We start from the raw sequence: 17,420 nt of genomic DNA, 5'->3' as shown, positions 1-17,420 counted from the left end.
TGTTTCATATAACAATTGAATCCCCACTATGTCAGCTTATGGCTAGCTGAAGAAGTCTCTAATGCTCACTAGCCAATGTTAACAAAGATACGGAAGCTGACATAGCCGATGTATTGAGAGATAACTTATTTGATATCCTTTTTGTACTACATGTAAAAACTTAGCAGTATCCTAAGATGAAGCAGTAGCTATCCGTTTTACCTGTTTAGTTAAGTTACCGTCATAAGGCACTCCGAAAAATGCCTTATAGCTGTTACTTAATTATTTCTGTTTAATCAAGTTATTGATTGGGTTCCACTTACCCGATTTAACTTTATAAGATGAAGCGTATGTGCGCCATGCAAAACCAAACCCAGCGTTACCACCTGATTCAAGGTTGTTGATTGCATCATCACCACAGTTGAATGAGATAGTATAGGTGCCATCCGCATTAGCCACTGCTTCGTTTGAGTTAATCACTGACTTGTATTCCATAGGTAATAACCAACCATCTGCATCGTATACAGTGAATGACCAGAACTCATCAACTTTAGGGTCTGCGAAGGTAGTTGTATAACATGCACCACCATCCATATTTCCAGCCACTTGGTAGTTATTAATGTTATGGTCCATTCCGCCCCAACCAACGGCATCACTTAGTGATTTAGCTTCGTTAGTAATGCGATCTGACTGGAAGCCGTATTCAAGTAGCATTCCTGAATCAATCGCTTTTTGCATATTTGCATCGTGCATTGCTTGATAAGAGTCTTGGTCGTATGCTTTAGGATTCCATACAGCAGACCCTTGCCCCGTTAATTTAAGTTGTTTTTGAACGACACGAGCTTGTTCTATGCCTTCTTCAAGGCCGATACGGAACAGTACCCATACAAACTTACCGTGTTTTTGGTCGATAGTAATGTCATGGTCGCCCTGTTGCCAGATGTACTCTTGTGCATAACCCGCTTCATCAAGCACTAATACTGAGGTATAAACTGATTGCTTTGGCATATGTACCTTAAAGCCGTTTGACGCATCAACTAACTGAGCTGAGTATAATGTGTCACGATTCATACGAACGGTTGGCATTGGACCTGCTGGCGTTGGAATAGTAAGGTCAAACATCTTGTTCATTGCATTTTTGTTTTTCCATTTCAGGAAGTTAACCTGTGCTTCAACAAGTGTAAAATTATCAACGGTAACAGGGATAGTTTCCTTATATTCTTTACCATCGATAGCTGTAGCCGCGAAAGTAGAAGAAGAAACAAGAGCAAGACCAATGGTAACCATTAAGATAGATTTTTTCATGTTATGTAATCCTTTAGGGTTTTAATGTTTGTCTTCAGTAATAGACAACTTCCATAACGCTCACTGAAATGCATTAGTAGTTATGACTGTTATTTATAGTGATGAATTTAATATACTTTACTTTATTCGAATGCGTTAAACATTTGATGAACCAAAGATACAAGAATCATGATATAACTACAAATCACCATTAATCATGAATAACATTACACCAAGGCATATCATGAATAAAACTGAGCAACAACTTTCTCGTATTGATCTTAATTTACTCGTTGCATTAAGTGTTTTATTAAAAGAAAGAAGTGTAACAAAAGCTGCGGAGGCACTTTATATAACTCAGCCAGCGATGAGCCGTACGTTACAACGTTTACGTGAGTTATTTGATGATCCACTTTTTATCCGTATTTCTCATGGTTTGGTGCCAACGGTTAAAGGCGAATTATTAGCGAATAAATTACCCTTGCTAATTAAAGATATTAAGCTGTTAATAGAAGATGAACCCTTTGAAGCAAAACGCTGCCAGCAAGAATTCTCAATTTCAGTCCCCGCCATTACTAGCCAAGCACTGGTTTTACCCTTCATTAAATACATTACTGAACAAGCTCCTAATATTCAAATATCAGAGCTATCAGCCGATAGAGAGCCATTTACTGGGTTAGAAAATGGTGATTATGATTTTTCTATTCATATTTTAAAGTCACCCGATCCACATTTTAATTCTCATAGAATAGCCAGTGTAAGTACTGCTATTTTTGCAGCCAAAAACCACCCATTATTGCAGAAAAAAAACAGAACTATTGAGCAATGCTTAGCGTATGATTTTGTAGATTTGGCAATGAATAATGAAAAAAACATTCCCCATAATATGCCAATAGATCAAATATTAAGGGATAAAAAACTACAGCGGTCTATCGTACTTAGAAGTGGTCAACTGAGCACATTAACTGATATGGTAAAAAAATCTGATAGGCTATTAGCGGGACCCAATATATTAATGAATTGTGAGGATTGGACAGAACATTTTTCACCCGTATATATATTTAATCAGCAACCAGAGCATGTCACAGATGTGTACCTTATAACGCATCAACGCATTGCGTTGAGTGAAGAACACCAGTGGTTCAAAAATGAGTTTTTAAATTATCATAAGATGCTTTCATTTGATGATAATCAAAACGATGTACCCTAATATTAATTAAGCCATACTTTATCTGAAAATAAAACCGTCCGCTAATAGCGAGAAGAGGAAGGCTTGTGATCTACTATTAGTAAGTACCATTAAATAGGACACAGCAACTAACCAAAAATGGTCAAAAGCTGTTCTCACGTTTCATAACCACTTAACGGGTAGGTTAATTTTCTATCCCGTAGAAGCTTTTCAAACTCAAAAATCAACTAATCTACGCGATTGTGTAAGCCGCTATTACTCATGTGGTACACCCATAGTTTTTGCGTAATCTTCGGGGTAACACCCATTACGACGTTTAAAATCTTCATTATTGATCATAATGCTAAGATTGCTTTTTACTTCACTGCGAAAATGTGCAAAAACCAACAAGCAAACAATAGCCGTCGTAACAACATAACTATTATTGGAATCGTTAGCTACACCAGCAAACATAACGCCGCCAACACTAGCCGCCATCAATAAGTCATAAGTATTTTTTTTGTCTGTTAATTTTGCCAACTCGACATTTTTAAGACCATCGTCAATGCTTAAATTAATTGTTTTCATAGTCGAATATCCTTTAATACGTTAAACAATGTTGAATAGAGTCATTATTTCTATCTACGTTATAAATAACACCGTTCTCAGTTAAGTGAGCATCGGCAATTATCCATAGCTTTTACGATTGAAAATCATCAACTGTATTTTTGCCTTGGTTTAAGTGGTAAAGCATAACTTCGTCTTCATGCTGTAAATTAATAGATAATTTACAGCTCGCCATTTGAGACACATCATAATTTTCATTTTCTCGGGTAACTACACAACAGGATAACGACAACATTGTCACTGCTTTGATATTTATGTGTAATTATAATTTTGCTGACCAAGTAATTGCTTTATCTTAGGTAGATAGTAAAGCTATATAAAAAATGAAATTGATATTTCGCGAACGGGTGTGATATTAATTAATTTATAGATTTTGAATCTTAGTTTGAAGTGGAACCTACTTATCTATCCCTTACATCAACATTAATGGCTTTCATAACTGCTGCGAAGATTCATATGTTTAATCCATACAGGCAGTTTTCCGTTCATAAAGCCAAGTTAAATGAATACAAGTTCTCTTCTATTTTGAGTAAGTAAATAAAAAAGCAGACACCAATAATTATTGGTGTCTGCTTTTATTCAACCAGTTAAGAAGTAATTACCTTTGAGGTGTAATTAAGTACTTCTCACCTGTAGCTTGCTTAGAATAAGCCGCTATCGATTCTAATTGCAATACTTCTGCCAATGACACTTCATGTGTGTAGTGGCTAGCAAATGTTGTGGTGATTTCATCTGTAACACGTTTACGCATCGCAATAACAGTTTTAGTACCTAGTTTTCCTAGCGCATTGAATAATAAGAACCCACTTACACCCCAAGCAAAACCGAAGTTACGATTTAGCGTAATAGGGCCACGGTCTAATGCGCCATAAATGTAAACTTGTTTGAAAGTGTCAGAGCCATATACGCTGTGTTCTTTCATATCACGAGCGGCAGCAACTTCCATACAGTTAAGAATGTCACTTGTTAATTGACCGCCACCAATGGGGTCAAACGCAATAGTTGCACCTGTTTCAATAATCGCTGCCGTTAATTGTGCAAGGAAAGTATCACTACTTGAGTTAACAACATATTTTGCCCCCATATCACGTAACAGAGTTTCTTGTTCAGTTTTACGTACAATGTTAATTAAGTCGATGCCATCGGCAATACAAATACGGTTTAACATTTGACCAAGGTTAGACGCAGCCGCCGTATGAATGATGGCTTTATGACCTTCAGCACGCATTGTTTCTACCATAGCTAATGCGGTAAGCGGGTTAACAAAAGCAGATGCGCCTTCTTTAGCCGTAATGCCTTCTTTTAATGCTAAGCAGCTCTGCACATTAGCACATATATATTGACGATAAGTTCCACCGCCAATCACAGCAACGGTCTTACCCATTAATGCTTGCGCTGCAGGCGATGAGCCCGCTGCTATAACGGTGCCTGCACCTTCATTACCAACAGGTGTTGCTTTACCAACACGGGTTTTAACCGCTGGCATAAACTGAGCTGGAACATCAGCAGTAATGACAGGGCTTTGTTCAGTGCCTGATTGTCTCGCTGTTGACATATTAGCTGCGCTGAACATAACCGCTAAGTCAGACGGATTTAAAGGAGCAGCTTCAATACGAATAACCACTTCATCGGCGCCAGGTTGTGTTATTTCAATGTCTTGTAAAGCCAGTGTTAATTTATTGTCTTCGCTGATTGTTGAAATAAGTTGGATATTTTTATTTGTATTTGTCATATGATTTTGCTCCTGCAAATAATTAACGTTGTTGAACCAATAACTTTATTGTATTGGTCATACTTTGTTCGTAATAATAATTTTAATATTGGTTATTTATATAGCTATGTACTATGCAGCATTCGCTGCTTGAATCTGAGCTTTCACCTTTTGGATAAACTCGGGCATGTTTGCCAGACGGTCTGTTTCCACGTTTTGGGCAATGTCAGATTGACTCATATAATCGTTCCACGCTTTCATTCCAGGTACTTCTGCAAGTACATCCCAGCCTAGTTGGCTAGCGCCAAAAGAGCTGACAATGGTGTTTACGTAATATACGTAAATATCAGCCATAGTGAATTGTTCACCTGCAATCCAAGGTGAAAACTGACATAAACGACTTAAGGCGGTAATGCCACGGTTTAATACTTGGCGTACTTCAGCGGTAACCGATTCAGGCGCTTCAGTGCCTGAAAATGCATAAGGTATAAGTCGTCTGCTTGGTAGTTCAAAATAAAGCTCTGCTATTTTCATAATTTGACGCACAACAGCACGTTCTGCAGAACTTTCAGGGTATAGCGGAGTTGTAGGGTAAGTTTCTTCGATAAAGTCACAAATGACACTCGACTCTGAAATATGAAGGCCTTCAGGCGTTGTGATAACAGGTACTTTGCCAGTCGGACTGATTGTCAGTAACTCGTCGCTACCACCGTAAATAAGGTTTTCTTGGATGGGTATTCCTTTGTATAGAAGTACATGTTTCACTAGATTGTAATAGTTGCTAGCCGCAAAACCGTGCAAAGTAATCATAAATCTATTTTCCATTATAAACGTGACGTTTGTTTTTAATTGCCGACAAAAGGCAATTAAAGGCAGAGTATTTATCACGCTGCAACAAGGTAAAGGTTGCAATGTTTAAGTTAAGCGTATTATTACTTGTTTAAATTCGGTTATATATAGGGTAAAATGCGAATCACTATTGCCTTTAAGACAATAATAAAGTAGAAATACTCAGATATTCATTTAATGGAGAAGTTAATTGGACCAACTACGTGCAATACGGTATTTCAGTAAAGTAGTCGAAACAAGCAGTTTTACCAAAGCTGCTCGTGCGTTTAATGTGCCGCCATCATCGTTATCGAGACGCGTTGCTGATTTAGAAAAAAGTTTGGGAGCGACGTTATTAAAGCGTTCGACCCGAATCGTTAAACTGACAGAAGTGGGACAAATTTATTATAACGATATACAGCAAATATTGAATCAACTAGAGCAAAGCAATGAAACGGTTCGTAGTTACCAAACAACGCCAATGGGCCGTTTATCTATAAGTTCGATGGTGAGTTTTGGTGACAAGATATTGCTTCCTTTGTTAGATGAATTCAGCGCGTTATACCCTGAAATTGTATTAGACGTCAGTTTAAGTGACGAATTATCAACACTCGGACGTGACGATGTCGATATTGCTATTCGCGGTGGTTACGCTCCAAATGAGCGAGTGTTAGCGATAAGACTAATGGACAATGGTTTTATTCCTGTCGCTTCACCAAGTTATTTAGATAAATACGGAGTGCCTAACAATGCGATGGAATTAAAGGAACATAATGGCCTTTATTTTAAAACACCAACAGGGCCAACTCCTTGGCTATGCAATATGAACGGTCAATGGCATGATGTATCAGGGCCAGCGGTAGCAATTTCAAATAACGGATCATGGTTGGCGAAAAAAGCCTGTGACGGTGAAGGTATTTTAATGTCAACGCGATGGGCGTTAGCTTCATATCTTGAGTCAGGGAAGTTGCAAGAACTTAAGTTTGAGCATGAGTTAGCTATAAGTCAAAATTCTGATATGGCCGTTTATTTGTTGTATCAAAAACAGCGCTATTTAGTACCAAAAGTAAAAGCGGCAGTAGACTTTTTAGTTGAAAGAATAAAAGTAACAAATGTGACTTAAGAGTACCAATAGAGCTATAACGTAAATGGTGAGTAGCAGTAATTAACTGAGCAAAGATGAGTTCGAGTGTTAATATTCTAAATTTATGTGAATGTTAGATGTTAATGACCACTTTGTTCGAAAGTTACCCTTAGTGAAAGATATTGAAACGTCAATATTAGACTCAGAACACTCTAAATAAAGATTAAATTCCTATTTCACTTTATGCCCCTTTCTGAGATAACACTAAGCGGAAGCTGGTATTCGGTTTATTGCCCATAACGGCAGCTTAGAGCATGCTAACTTATTTCACTAAGAATCAGCAGCCATATCTCCCCTGCTTTAATATAAGCAGACAAAGCTTGATAGCCAGTTAAGGTCGATTTCCACGACGCAAACGTTATCAGTATTTGATATTGTCAATTTAATAGTCGACAATCTACTTTCAATTAACCCGATTTTTAGACGAAGAAAATTCATGGCACGAAGCTTACCTCCTCTACATTTACTACAACTTTTTGAAGCAGCCGGGCGTCATTCAAGTTTCAAAAAAGCAGCTGAAGAGCTTTTCTTGACACCGTCCGCGATTAGCCATCAGATAAAGTCACTGGAAAAAAACCTCGGCATAGAGTTGTTCAAACGAGCAACAAGAGGTGTGAAACTTACGTCTGCTGGTGAGAAGTATATTGTTACTGTACAAGAGATGTTTCATTTACTAGACCATGGCACGTCATCGCTCAAGCGTGAATTTTCTGCACAAACGCAATCAACATTACTGCGAATATCAACTATCCCAACTATCGCCAGTAATATTATCATTCCAAATTTAGGGGTGTTTCAACAAGAATTTCCCTCAATTGAACTCAGAATAGAAACATCGATGGAGCTAATTGATTTACGCTATGATGATTTCGACTTGGCGTTAAGGCTTGGTAATGGCAATTATCCTGAGGTGGTATCTGAAAAGATATTTGATTTACAAGTAACCCCTTTATGCTCGCCAGAATTTGCTAAAAAACATGAGCTATCAAATGTTGAGCAAATTAAATCGGTGCCGTTAATTCAACACGCGAATATGAAAAATAGCTGGTCACAATGGGGCCGTGCTGTGGGCATTGACAATGTAGAGTCAAAGTCTAACCTAAGTCTTGGCTCTTATGATGCAGTTATCCAGGCTGCACAGCAAGGATTAGGCTTGGTATTGGGGGCTGTTCCCCTTGAAAATCTAGCGTTAAAAAGTGGATTATTGGTTCAGCCATTCAAAGAAAAAAATGACTTTTCACCTAAATGTTTTGCTGTTTATCATCCTCGAGATAAAGAACGCAGTGACATTCATGCATTTATCGGCTGGTTTAAAGAGTTAGTCGAAACTAGTATGGGTGAATAGCATTCACTCATGACGTCAGTATTATACGTTTGTCGACGGTGACGGGTATCAATATAGTAGTAATTCAAGCCATAAAGGGGATTACTATGAGTATTCACGACATTTTTTATAACTGCATTCGTACACTAAGTTTTGTATCTATTTTATGCATATTAAGTCTTGGGTTTATTATACCCATTTCATTCGTTCAGGCATTGGTGTTCAATCCAATAATATTATTATCATTAATGGTTATTTTGGCTTTATCAAATGAAAAGCTTCAATTGGTCAAATCGACTTAGCCACTTACATAACTCCTCAATTTAATATTTATCTATGTTAACGGATACCGCCAGAACGATTTATCTCATTTTTTATATCTTCAGGCGATTAATGTTGTTCGATTCGGCTAATGCTTTATCGCTTTTTAACAGTAACAACTCAAGTTGAAAATTAGCCATCTTTTATATTGAATTAGTGCCCTTAAGCATCCTGAATTATCTTCGGTAAAGTTTTCGCGCACACGGGCTTATTATATAAATATCCCTGCATTATTACGCAACCACGCTCTATCAAGAAAATCTTCTGCGCATCAGTTTCAACACCTTCAGCAACAATATCTAAATTAAGGTTTTGCGCTAATGTGATAATTGCCGAAGTTATTTGGCTCTCTCTAAAATTATGCGGCAATTTAGCAATGAAACTCGCATCAATTTTAAGAGTATCAATGGGTAAACTTGTTAAATAGCTTAATGATGAAAAGCCCGTGCCAAAATCATCTAGCGCAACTTTAACTCCCATATTTTTAAGCTGTCCTAAAATGTCAGTGGCTTTATCCATCTGCTTAATAAAACACCCCTCTGTTACCTCAATCTCTAATAATTCCGCCGGTAATTGGCTTTGTGCTAGCACCGACTCTACTGAAGCAACAAGGTTACCTTGGTGAAAGTGTAAAGCAGAAATATTTACCGCTATTCGACCACAATCAAGTCCTTGATCTAACCATAAATTTCGCTGTTTACACGCTTGTTCTAACACCCAATGGTCAATCTCAGTAATAAAACCAAGTTCCTCTGCCATGGGAATAAACTGTGCTGGTGATACCTGCCCAAGAATAGGATTATACCAACGTAATAAAGCCTCTACGCCCATTACTTTACCGGTAACACCATTGATTTGAGCTTGGTAATTCAGTTCAAGTTCATTGTGCACTAATGCTAAACGCAAGTGACTTTGTATTAACGAACGTTCTTGTGAATGAGCATTCATTGCTGGAGTAAATAATTGAAATGAATTACGACCAATATCTTTAGCACGATACATAGCGATATCGGCATTTTTCATCAGCTCCTCTTCGTTTGTCCCATCTTCAGGATAAACGGCGATACCAATAGAAGTTGTTATATTAAGTGCATGACCTTCAATATGATAAGGCTGACGAAGTTTTTCAACGATACGATTGCAGGCTTTACATATATGCTCTACTTCACGCATATCTGTTAGCAACAAGGTAAATTCGTCTCCGCCAATACGGGCAACGGTATCCCCTTCTTTTGAGCTTTCAGTCAAACGCTTAGCGAAACTTTGTAATAACTGATCGCCAATACGATGACCAAAATTGTCATTAACCTCTTTAAAATAATCTAAATCAATAAAAAAAAGAGCCATTTTATTACTTTTTCGATGTGCTGTTGCTAGCGCCATTTCAACACGATCAAAAAAGAGTCTACGATTGGGTAGTTGAGTAAGTTCATCATAAAAAGCTAAATTTTCGATACGCTTTTCAGCAAGCTTTCTTTCACTAATATCGCTAAAAATAGCGGCAAAAACTTTATTGTTGTCAGCACCCTAACTAATTTCAATGATAGTCAGCCATTGAGGATATATTTCATTATTCTTACGTTTGTTCCAAATCTCTCCCTGCCAAACGCCTTTCTCTAAAATGCTCAACCAAAGCTTTTGATAAAAATCACTAGGATGTCTGCCTGAGCTTAATATCTTTGAATTCTGCCCTAACACCTCAATTTCTTGATAGCCGGTCACGCGAGTAAACGCGGGGTTAACTGAGAGAATGTTGCCCCGTTCATTTGTGATCATAATGCCATCTAACGAGGCTTCTATAATTTTTTCAGCTACCAACAAATGTTTTTTTGATTCTTTAAGGGCGATATCTCTTTGTTGGACTATTTGGTGTAACTCTTCAACGTAAGCCAATTCAATATCGGACATAATGTTGTCCATTGATAAAGTACCAATGATGGCTCCATTATCATCAGACACCGCCAAATGACGAATATTGTTGCTGATTAATTGCTGGTAAGCTGAATAAAGGGAACTTTGGGCATGAATAGTTTTTAGTGGATAATTTGCATGATGCCAAGCAGCCTTTTTAGTACATTCACCCCGAGCGAGTAGGCTCAGTAAATCACGTTCAGTGACAATACCATATTGCTTTAATTCACTATTGAAAATGAGTGTAGACGAACACTCATTTTTTTTCATTTGCTCTGCTACATTGTCTAAACGGCAATCATGTTGCAGTAATTGTTGGCTTTTTTTATAGCTGTTAACGACAAGCTTTGCTTGTAAATAATGCTCTATACCTTGGTTTTTAATCACATCCGTTTGACTGACTATACCCACTGGGAGGTTATCAGTATCAACTACAACAAAGTGTCTAACGCCGTGATGTCGAAACTTAATAGCTAACTCATTAACCGGAACATCTTGCTTAATCGTTAGCACAGGTGAGTTCATTAACTCGCTAATGCTTACATTAAATTGTTCTTGATCGCTAAAATCAATTTTACGGCAATCTGATTCAGTCCATATACCAAGAGTAAGGTTACTTTTAATAATAATTGAGCTTATATTACGTGCTCTCATACGATTAGCAGCAACATTGATCTTTGTCTCAGGCGGACACGTTAAGATACTAGATTGCATAATATCTTTAACTATTAAGTTAAGCTCTGGTGTTTTAGTATGTAACAAGATATCCCTGCCTAAAAATTCTAAGTTCATCAGTTGCGAAACTCAGCTATCGTTGCTAAACGTTAAGCCAATTGTAATCTCTGAGCTTTGTAGAATTACTTTACTAAAATTATCATAATAAAAGGATGATCTAGCGCACTGATATTTATCAAAATTAAAGACATATTTATGAGAGTATTCTTCTTGCAAATGCAATATGTTAAATGTGAATATGTTCTATATGATTACGACCAATAATACCCACACCTAATGGTGACCTAGGAAGTTGATATGACACCAGGAATTAATGCCGCCAAGAAGAATAAAATTATTTATCAAGTTCATGAATATTCACATGATGCAGCAAGTGAATCCTATGGAGATGAAGCAGCAAAAAAGCTCGGTATATCAAGCGAAAGAGTTTTTAAAACTTTAGTGGTGAGTGTTGATAATAAAGCGCTGGTCGTTGCAATAATACCTGTGTCGGCAATGTTAAGTATGAAGTTAATTGCTAAAACATATGGTGGTAAAAAAGCCACTATGGCATTAAAAACCGATGTTGAACGTTCTACTGGTTATGTACTAGGTGGTGTTAGTCCACTGGGACAAAAAAAGCGTTTGAGTACTTTTATTGATTCATCAGCAGACCAATTTACTACGGTGTTTGTTAGCGCCGGTAAAAGAGGTTTGGAGATAGAGTTAAGCCCACAAGATTTACAACAACTGACTCAAGCCAAACTGGCTGAGCTTTGTCAGTAAACTGATCAGTTTGAAACAGCCACAAAAAAGCGGTAATGCTTTACAGCACTACCGCTTGACGTTAAACGCTGATTTTACCTTTACTTTTAACGCTTGAATTCAGACGTTTTGCTCCATTGTGGCCAAACATCTGATTCAGATAATTCAACGCCAATTTCAAAGAATAATTGCATATCTTCGACAGCGCCCGTTAAATCCCAATCTTGCGTATATTCATCACAAAGACCGTGATAACACTTACTAAGAATTGGGTCTAACTTAGCTCTTAAATCTGCCGTTGCTTGATCAGCCGGTATAGAGCCACCTTTTGCATATAACGCAGGAATACCAACGTTTGCAAAAGCGAAATGATCAGAGCGATAGTAAATGCCTGCCGCTGGTCTTGGATCACCCGAAATTATACGGTTTTGTTTTACAGCCGCTTTCGTTAAAAAGTTATCAAGTTCAGATTGCCCTAAACCATATACCGCTACATCTTTACTCTTACCATTGGCATTTAGTGCATCCATATTAATATTAGCCACTGTTTTAGCTGCTGGAATTACTGGGTTTGCTGCATAGAACTTAGAACCAAGTAAGCCCTGCTCTTCTGCCGTTACGGCTAAGAATGTTATTGAGCGCTCAGGTCTATTAGGTAGTTTTGCAAAAGCTTCAGCCACTTCAATCAAGGCGGCAGTGCCGGTCGCATTATCACGAGCACCGTTATAAATTTGGTCGCCTGTTTTAGTTAAATCAGTACCTAGATGATCCCAATGAGCTGAGTATAAAATATGCTCATCTGCTTGTTTTTGACCAGGTAAAGTTGCAATAAAGTTATATGAAATTGAATTTTTGATAGTATTTTTAACGGTAATAGAGGCATCTAAATCACCCATATCAACATTGAAACTGCCTTGAGCAGCACGCTCTTTCATTTGATCAAAATCTAGACCTGCTTTTGCAAATAACTCAGCGGCAACAGTACTGTTAACCCAACCTTCCACTGCAACACGACCTTTATTTAAATCGTCACGTTGAAAACTAAATTGAGGACCAGTCCAAGAGTTTTTCACTACCGACCAGCCATATGAAGCTGGTGCAGTTTCATGAATGATAATTGCCCCTTCAGCGCCCTGACGGCTTGCTTCTTCATATTTGTAAGTCCAACGACCATAATAAGTCATCGCATTACCATTAAAAACATCAGGATCTTGGGTAGCAAAACCAGGGTCGTTAACTAAAATAACAACCGTTTTACCCTTAACATCAAGATCTTTATAATCGTTCCAGTCGTATTCTGGCGCATTAACACCGTAACCAACAAAAACAAGCTCAGAATTTTTAAGCTGTTCTAATTCACTGATTCGAGCACTACCCATGACCATATCAGTGCCATGCTGGTAGTTTTTACCACCAATAGACAATGTCATATCGCTTGACGCTTCAATTGAGACTAACGGTACTTCTTGTAAAAAACTGTCACCATTACCTGGCTTAAAGCCAATAGCAGTAAACTGTTCAGTTAAATATTCAAGGGTAAGTTTTTCACCTTCGCTTGATGGCGCACGTCCACCAAATTTATCAGAAGATAATACTTTTACATGTTCAATTAATTGCGCAGTATTAATGCTGTCGTAGCTTGCACTAATGTCTTGGGCGCTATTACTCTGTGAAGAGCTAATCTTTGAAGAGGTGCCTTCTGAAGAGTCATCAGAAGTTGTTGCAACACAACCTACCAGCACTGCTGCCGATAAAAGCGATAATCCAATTTTTTTTATCATAATTATTATACTTATTCTGTAAAAAAGATGGTCGAAGTATAAAGGGTCTCAAAACAACTAACCAGTATCGATATGTAAATCAACACTAGACAACAAACCCAAACTGTCATGGTCAGTTTCCACAAGAGTAAATAATCACCGAACATGCTGATAGATTTTAAATGCTCGCTAGTTTACAGTAATAAAATAATGATATGCCTATCCAATCAAACCCTTTACCTATAAGAATATGATGAAAGAAACCTTAAAAGAACTCTCTGAAATAGTCGCCAAAGCCAATGATATATTTTATGACCGTAATAAAAATGTTGATACCCTCATGGGCATAATGGACAAAACATTACGTAAGCAAGGCATGAACTCTGATGCAATAACAATAGATTGTATCGCTATCAATAAGAAAATTGTCTTGGTACTTCATGATAGCAAGCCTGATTTAGTCGACATTGCCCTAGGTGATAAAGCCGGTGTGGTTCACTCGTCAACTGAGCATGAATTGAAAAATGTTAGTATTGTCCAAGTGCTCGATATGATGGAAGAAAACTTTCTGAACTAATGCAAAAATAAAACATATGTTAAAAAACATTGTGTGGTAATTATTGCTAACGATGACTTTATTTGAAACAAGGAATTTATCGATGAAATTGAACCAATTATCTGAGAAAAATATTGGCTGTCCCTACTGCGGCGAAGCGATTAGAGTGCTCATTGATTCATCCGAGATGGACCAGCAGTATATTGAAGATTGCCAAGTGTGCTGTAGACCGATAAATTTTATTATTTCTGAAAGTATTGATGGTGAGCTTACCGTGAATGTTTATAGCGAAGATGAAGCTTTTTAATAATTACTTCGCTAAAAGATAAAATGGCACTTTTACTCCTTAAGCCTTTCCATTTCACTAAACATTTAACCAACTTTATAAAAGGCGAATCATGATTTCAAAAGAAGAACTTACCGAGTTCCTACACTCTGAATTCCCTCAAACCAAATGCTCGATTGATGAAGTTGGCAATCGAGGAGCGATCGTTAGGCACACTGTAGGACAAGATGAATTGCGTCCCGGTGGCACTGTCTCTGGCCCCGTAATGATGACCACTGCTGATGTAGCTTTATACGTGGCAATTCTTGGCGAAATTGGACTGGTGCCACTCGCTGTCACAACGAATTTAACGATTAACTTTCTTCGTAAACCTTCAGCGCAAAAGGATATTATCGGTAAGTGTTCACTGATAAAAGTCGGAAGAACCCTTGTGGTTGGCGAGGTTGAGTTATATTCCGATGGTGAAGCAGAGCCAGTAGCCCATGTTATTGGCACGTATGCCATACCTCCGACAAAAGTTAATAATGACTAAGTGTGATGCAAATTATCTTAAATGCTAGCGCTTTGATAGTAAGCGTTAGCATCATATACCCGCTCCCCTTGAAAATGCAGAATTCAGCTGGAATTAGAAATGCCTTTAGGCAGGCATAGCAAGCAATTCCGCTTAATCTCAAATCAAGTAACACTCCACTATTTTTCTATTAAGCTTTAAGAACTCGACTCCAACATTGGCCAAGACCCCAAGCAATTGGTATATGTTCGCCTATACTTCAACACGAGCTTTAGTGGGTTTGTCTTTGAAAATGCGCTGAAGACCTAAGTTATCATAATGATAATTCTATAATTCAGATCCTAGGAGAAACAATAATGAAAAAACGATTCATAACACTAATTGGATTGTTAGTTCTCGCTGGTACATTCACTCAGACAGCGATTGCGACCGAGCAAGAGGTCAAAAATACTATCGTAAACGATAATGCTTATGTTAAAGAAAACCTCAAAGTACCTGGAGGGACTTATTCTAAAGATGGTGCTATGGAGTTCTGGTCTAGTGGCGGATTGATTCAAAATGTTAAAGCCGATGGTCGGTTAGAAGAATATGACTCTTTCAATATCGATGTTAAACATATTCAAGTGACCATTTTAGTGCCTGATAAGGTTGCATTAGCTCACTATTATTCAGAGGGCTCTATGACTCCAAAAGGAAGTCCTGCGGTCAGTAATTATAGAACTCGAGTTAGTCAGATATATACTAAAGAAGCGGGAAAATGGAAGGTACGATCGTCACATTGGTCACCAATAACGGGTGGTTCAGGGACAAGTCAAACAGCCATAGTTGAATAATCCAATCTTTTTGATAAAGAGCAAAATATAAATAATTGCCTCAAGAACAAAAAATAGTGATGGAGACCTCAATAAAACCCCGCGGGCTCTCCATTACATACCCCACAAAACATTCATAATTTATGTCAACTTATTGATGTTTAATAACTTTGGTTATAATCTCTAAGTCGGATAGGTTATGCACAACTGTTAATATTGTTATCGCGCCGCTTTGACAAAAAACGCCTGAAAATCACATTACTTATTTGGGGTTACTCATTTCTTCTTTGTGGTATTTAGCGACGACTTAATGCTATTGTTTAAGCAAATGACGTTCATATTTAACGACTAGACATCTACTACAAAGTACTCTTCACCTTCGATAGCTAACAACTTAAGTTGTTGATTTGTTGAAGTCACTGTTAGGGTGCTAGGAATTAGTAAATGACTGAAATAGCTAAGAGGTATAGAAATGGATTCAAATTTTTGGCATCAACTATGGGAAAGCAATGAAATAGGGTTTCATCAACGTGCAGTTAACCCGCTATTAGCAGAATATATCAATGTGCTTTCTTTGGCTGAAGGTGATCGACTATTTTTACCCTTATGTGGTAAAACGCTTGATATTGCCTGGTTACTCTCTAAAGGTTATCGAGTTGCCGGAGCTGAGCTAAATAAGCCAGCCGTAGAGCAGCTATTTATTGAACTTGGCGTAGAGCCAAGAATTTCTACATTAGGAAATTTAGACTGTTATAGTGCAGAAAATATCGATATATTTGTTGGCGATATTTTCGATCTATCTTCTGAAATATTAGGCGGCGTTGATGCCATTTATGACAGAGCTGCGTTGGTTGCCTTACCAGATCAGATGCGTAAGAAATATAGATCACATTTACTTGAAATCACCCGTATTGCGCCACAACTGCTACTTACCTTTGAATATGACCAAACAGTGATGGAAGGTCCTCCTTTTTCGATTAGTCCTGATGACGTTAAGCAGTATTACTCGGATAAATACAGCTTGAGCCTGCTCAAACAAATAGAGGTACCTGGTGGTTTAAAGGGACAATGTAATGCGAGTGAAAATATTTGGCTGCTGTCGGCCATCTAATTAATTTTTTGCTCTGAGTAATAAACAAGATAACTAACTTGAGGAAATTTAATTGAGTTTATCGAAAAACTTTAAAATGATGTCGCTTTATAATCAGCGGATGAACAGCCAATTGATGGATATTTGTCTGACACTATCAAGTGATACATTAGAAGAAGACACCCACTCATTTTTCCCAAATATCATCAACTATTGGAATCATATTCTGTTTGGTGATTTAATTTTAATAGGCCGTTTAGCTTCAAATAATATAGCTAAACTGTCGCCATTAGATTTATCAGACTTTCCAGAGCCTGTTTCACCACAAGATATTTATCACCATAACTTACGAGACATTGCCTCGTTAAGAGCGCAGGTTGATAAGCTAATTATCCACTATTGCGATAATTTAACCGAAGGGGATTGTGATAGGTTTATTACTTACACCACTACTGAAGGCGCAGCTATAACCAAAGCGGTTGCAGATGTTACTCAGCATATTTTTAATCATCAAGCTCACCATAGAGGACAATTAACCTGCGTATTAAGTCAGGCCGGTGTTGATTATGGCTGTATGGATTTACCTGTTATTGTTTCAGAGGGTAGTCGTTAGCAAAAACTAAACAAGG

The 17,420-nt window shown here is 37.7% G+C and carries 18 protein-coding genes; 10 read left to right on the top strand and 8 right to left on the bottom strand.

What is annotated here, in order from left to right; translation table 11 throughout:
* Positions 1 to 261: 261 nt before the first annotated feature.
* Positions 262 to 1,284 (bottom strand): DUF1214 domain-containing protein, encoded by a 1,023-nt coding sequence (locus ESZ36_RS16315; protein ID WP_146789834.1) that lies wholly within the window; start codon positions 1,282 to 1,284, stop codon positions 262 to 264.
* A gap of 223 nt (positions 1,285 to 1,507) precedes the next feature.
* Between ESZ36_RS16315 and ESZ36_RS16310 the strand changes: the two genes are divergently transcribed.
* Positions 1,508 to 2,473 (top strand): LysR family transcriptional regulator, encoded by a 966-nt coding sequence (locus ESZ36_RS16310; protein WP_170235865.1) that lies wholly within the window; start codon positions 1,508 to 1,510, stop codon positions 2,471 to 2,473.
* A 234-nt stretch (positions 2,474 to 2,707) separates the two neighbouring features.
* Here the strand turns inward: ESZ36_RS16310 and ESZ36_RS16305 are convergent, their stop codons facing one another.
* From ESZ36_RS16305 to ESZ36_RS16295, 4 genes are all read right to left on the bottom strand, one after another.
* Complete coding sequence (locus ESZ36_RS16305; protein ID WP_146789830.1) at positions 2,708 to 3,019, bottom strand: hypothetical protein; 312 nt, start codon at positions 3,017 to 3,019, stop codon at positions 2,708 to 2,710.
* 112 nt (positions 3,020 to 3,131) lie between these two features.
* Positions 3,132 to 3,293, bottom strand: coding sequence for a hypothetical protein (locus tag ESZ36_RS22560; RefSeq protein WP_170235864.1), 162 nt, complete (start codon positions 3,291 to 3,293; stop codon positions 3,132 to 3,134).
* A gap of 363 nt (positions 3,294 to 3,656) precedes the next feature.
* Entirely contained in the window at positions 3,657 to 4,790 is a 1,134-nt protein-coding gene (locus tag ESZ36_RS16300) for a zinc-binding dehydrogenase (RefSeq protein ID WP_146789828.1), read from the bottom strand.
* Positions 4,791 to 4,901: 111 nt separating this feature from the next.
* Complete coding sequence (locus tag ESZ36_RS16295; protein WP_146789826.1) at positions 4,902 to 5,579, bottom strand: glutathione S-transferase family protein; 678 nt, start codon at positions 5,577 to 5,579, stop codon at positions 4,902 to 4,904.
* 229 nt (positions 5,580 to 5,808) lie between these two features.
* Between ESZ36_RS16295 and ESZ36_RS16290 the strand changes: the two genes are divergently transcribed.
* The gene (locus ESZ36_RS16290) at positions 5,809 to 6,720 is read left to right on the top strand and encodes a LysR family transcriptional regulator (RefSeq protein WP_146789824.1); all 912 of its coding nucleotides are present in this window, start codon (positions 5,809 to 5,811) and stop codon (positions 6,718 to 6,720) included.
* 457 nt (positions 6,721 to 7,177) lie between these two features.
* Complete coding sequence (locus ESZ36_RS16285) at positions 7,178 to 8,086, top strand: LysR substrate-binding domain-containing protein (RefSeq protein WP_146789823.1); 909 nt, start codon at positions 7,178 to 7,180, stop codon at positions 8,084 to 8,086.
* Positions 8,087 to 8,548: 462 nt separating this feature from the next.
* Here the strand turns inward: ESZ36_RS16285 and ESZ36_RS16280 are convergent, their stop codons facing one another.
* Together ESZ36_RS16280 and ESZ36_RS16275 are read right to left on the bottom strand one after the other, a co-directional pair.
* Positions 8,549 to 9,841 (bottom strand): putative bifunctional diguanylate cyclase/phosphodiesterase, encoded by a 1,293-nt coding sequence (locus ESZ36_RS16280; RefSeq protein ID WP_246129145.1) that lies wholly within the window; start codon positions 9,839 to 9,841, stop codon positions 8,549 to 8,551.
* Positions 9,842 to 9,913: 72 nt separating this feature from the next.
* Entirely contained in the window at positions 9,914 to 11,089 is a 1,176-nt protein-coding gene (locus ESZ36_RS16275) for a CBS domain-containing protein (RefSeq protein ID WP_146789821.1), read from the bottom strand.
* 240 nt (positions 11,090 to 11,329) lie between these two features.
* Between ESZ36_RS16275 and ybaK the strand changes: the two genes are divergently transcribed.
* Complete coding sequence (gene ybaK / locus ESZ36_RS16270; RefSeq protein WP_146789820.1) at positions 11,330 to 11,797, top strand: Cys-tRNA(Pro) deacylase; 468 nt, start codon at positions 11,330 to 11,332, stop codon at positions 11,795 to 11,797.
* Positions 11,798 to 11,883: 86 nt separating this feature from the next.
* On the opposite strand, the gene ESZ36_RS16265 is transcribed toward ybaK, so the two are convergent.
* A complete protein-coding gene (locus ESZ36_RS16265) occupies positions 11,884 to 13,557 on the bottom strand; it encodes a M28 family metallopeptidase (protein ID WP_146789819.1) in 1,674 nt (557 codons plus the stop codon).
* A 229-nt stretch (positions 13,558 to 13,786) separates the two neighbouring features.
* On the opposite strand from ESZ36_RS16265, the gene ESZ36_RS16260 reads away from it, so the two are divergent.
* The 6 genes from ESZ36_RS16260 (at position 13,787) to ESZ36_RS16235 (ending at position 17,404) form a co-directional block, all read left to right on the top strand.
* A complete protein-coding gene (locus ESZ36_RS16260; RefSeq protein ID WP_246129137.1) occupies positions 13,787 to 14,113 on the top strand; it encodes a hypothetical protein in 327 nt (108 codons plus the stop codon).
* An 88-nt stretch (positions 14,114 to 14,201) separates the two neighbouring features.
* Complete coding sequence (locus ESZ36_RS16255; RefSeq protein ID WP_146790069.1) at positions 14,202 to 14,399, top strand: CPXCG motif-containing cysteine-rich protein; 198 nt, start codon at positions 14,202 to 14,204, stop codon at positions 14,397 to 14,399.
* Positions 14,400 to 14,610: 211 nt separating this feature from the next.
* Complete coding sequence (locus tag ESZ36_RS16250; protein WP_246129136.1) at positions 14,611 to 14,910, top strand: PaaI family thioesterase; 300 nt, start codon at positions 14,611 to 14,613, stop codon at positions 14,908 to 14,910.
* 335 nt (positions 14,911 to 15,245) lie between these two features.
* Positions 15,246 to 15,722, top strand: a complete 477-nt coding sequence (locus tag ESZ36_RS16245) for a Cif family virulence factor (RefSeq protein ID WP_146789817.1) — start codon at positions 15,246 to 15,248, stop codon at positions 15,720 to 15,722.
* A 451-nt stretch (positions 15,723 to 16,173) separates the two neighbouring features.
* Entirely contained in the window at positions 16,174 to 16,812 is a 639-nt protein-coding gene (tmpT, locus tag ESZ36_RS16240) for a thiopurine S-methyltransferase (RefSeq protein WP_146789816.1), read from the top strand.
* A gap of 52 nt (positions 16,813 to 16,864) precedes the next feature.
* Positions 16,865 to 17,404, top strand: coding sequence for a DinB family protein (locus ESZ36_RS16235; protein WP_146789815.1), 540 nt, complete (start codon positions 16,865 to 16,867; stop codon positions 17,402 to 17,404).
* Positions 17,405 to 17,420: the final 16 nt, after the last annotated feature.

The sequence above is a fragment of the Colwellia demingiae genome (genome assembly GCF_007954275.1).
Classification (GTDB): domain Bacteria; phylum Pseudomonadota; class Gammaproteobacteria; order Enterobacterales; family Alteromonadaceae; genus Colwellia; species Colwellia demingiae.
The sequence above is the reverse complement of the archived record's forward strand: the minus strand, read 5'-3'. Positions and strand labels throughout refer to the sequence as shown.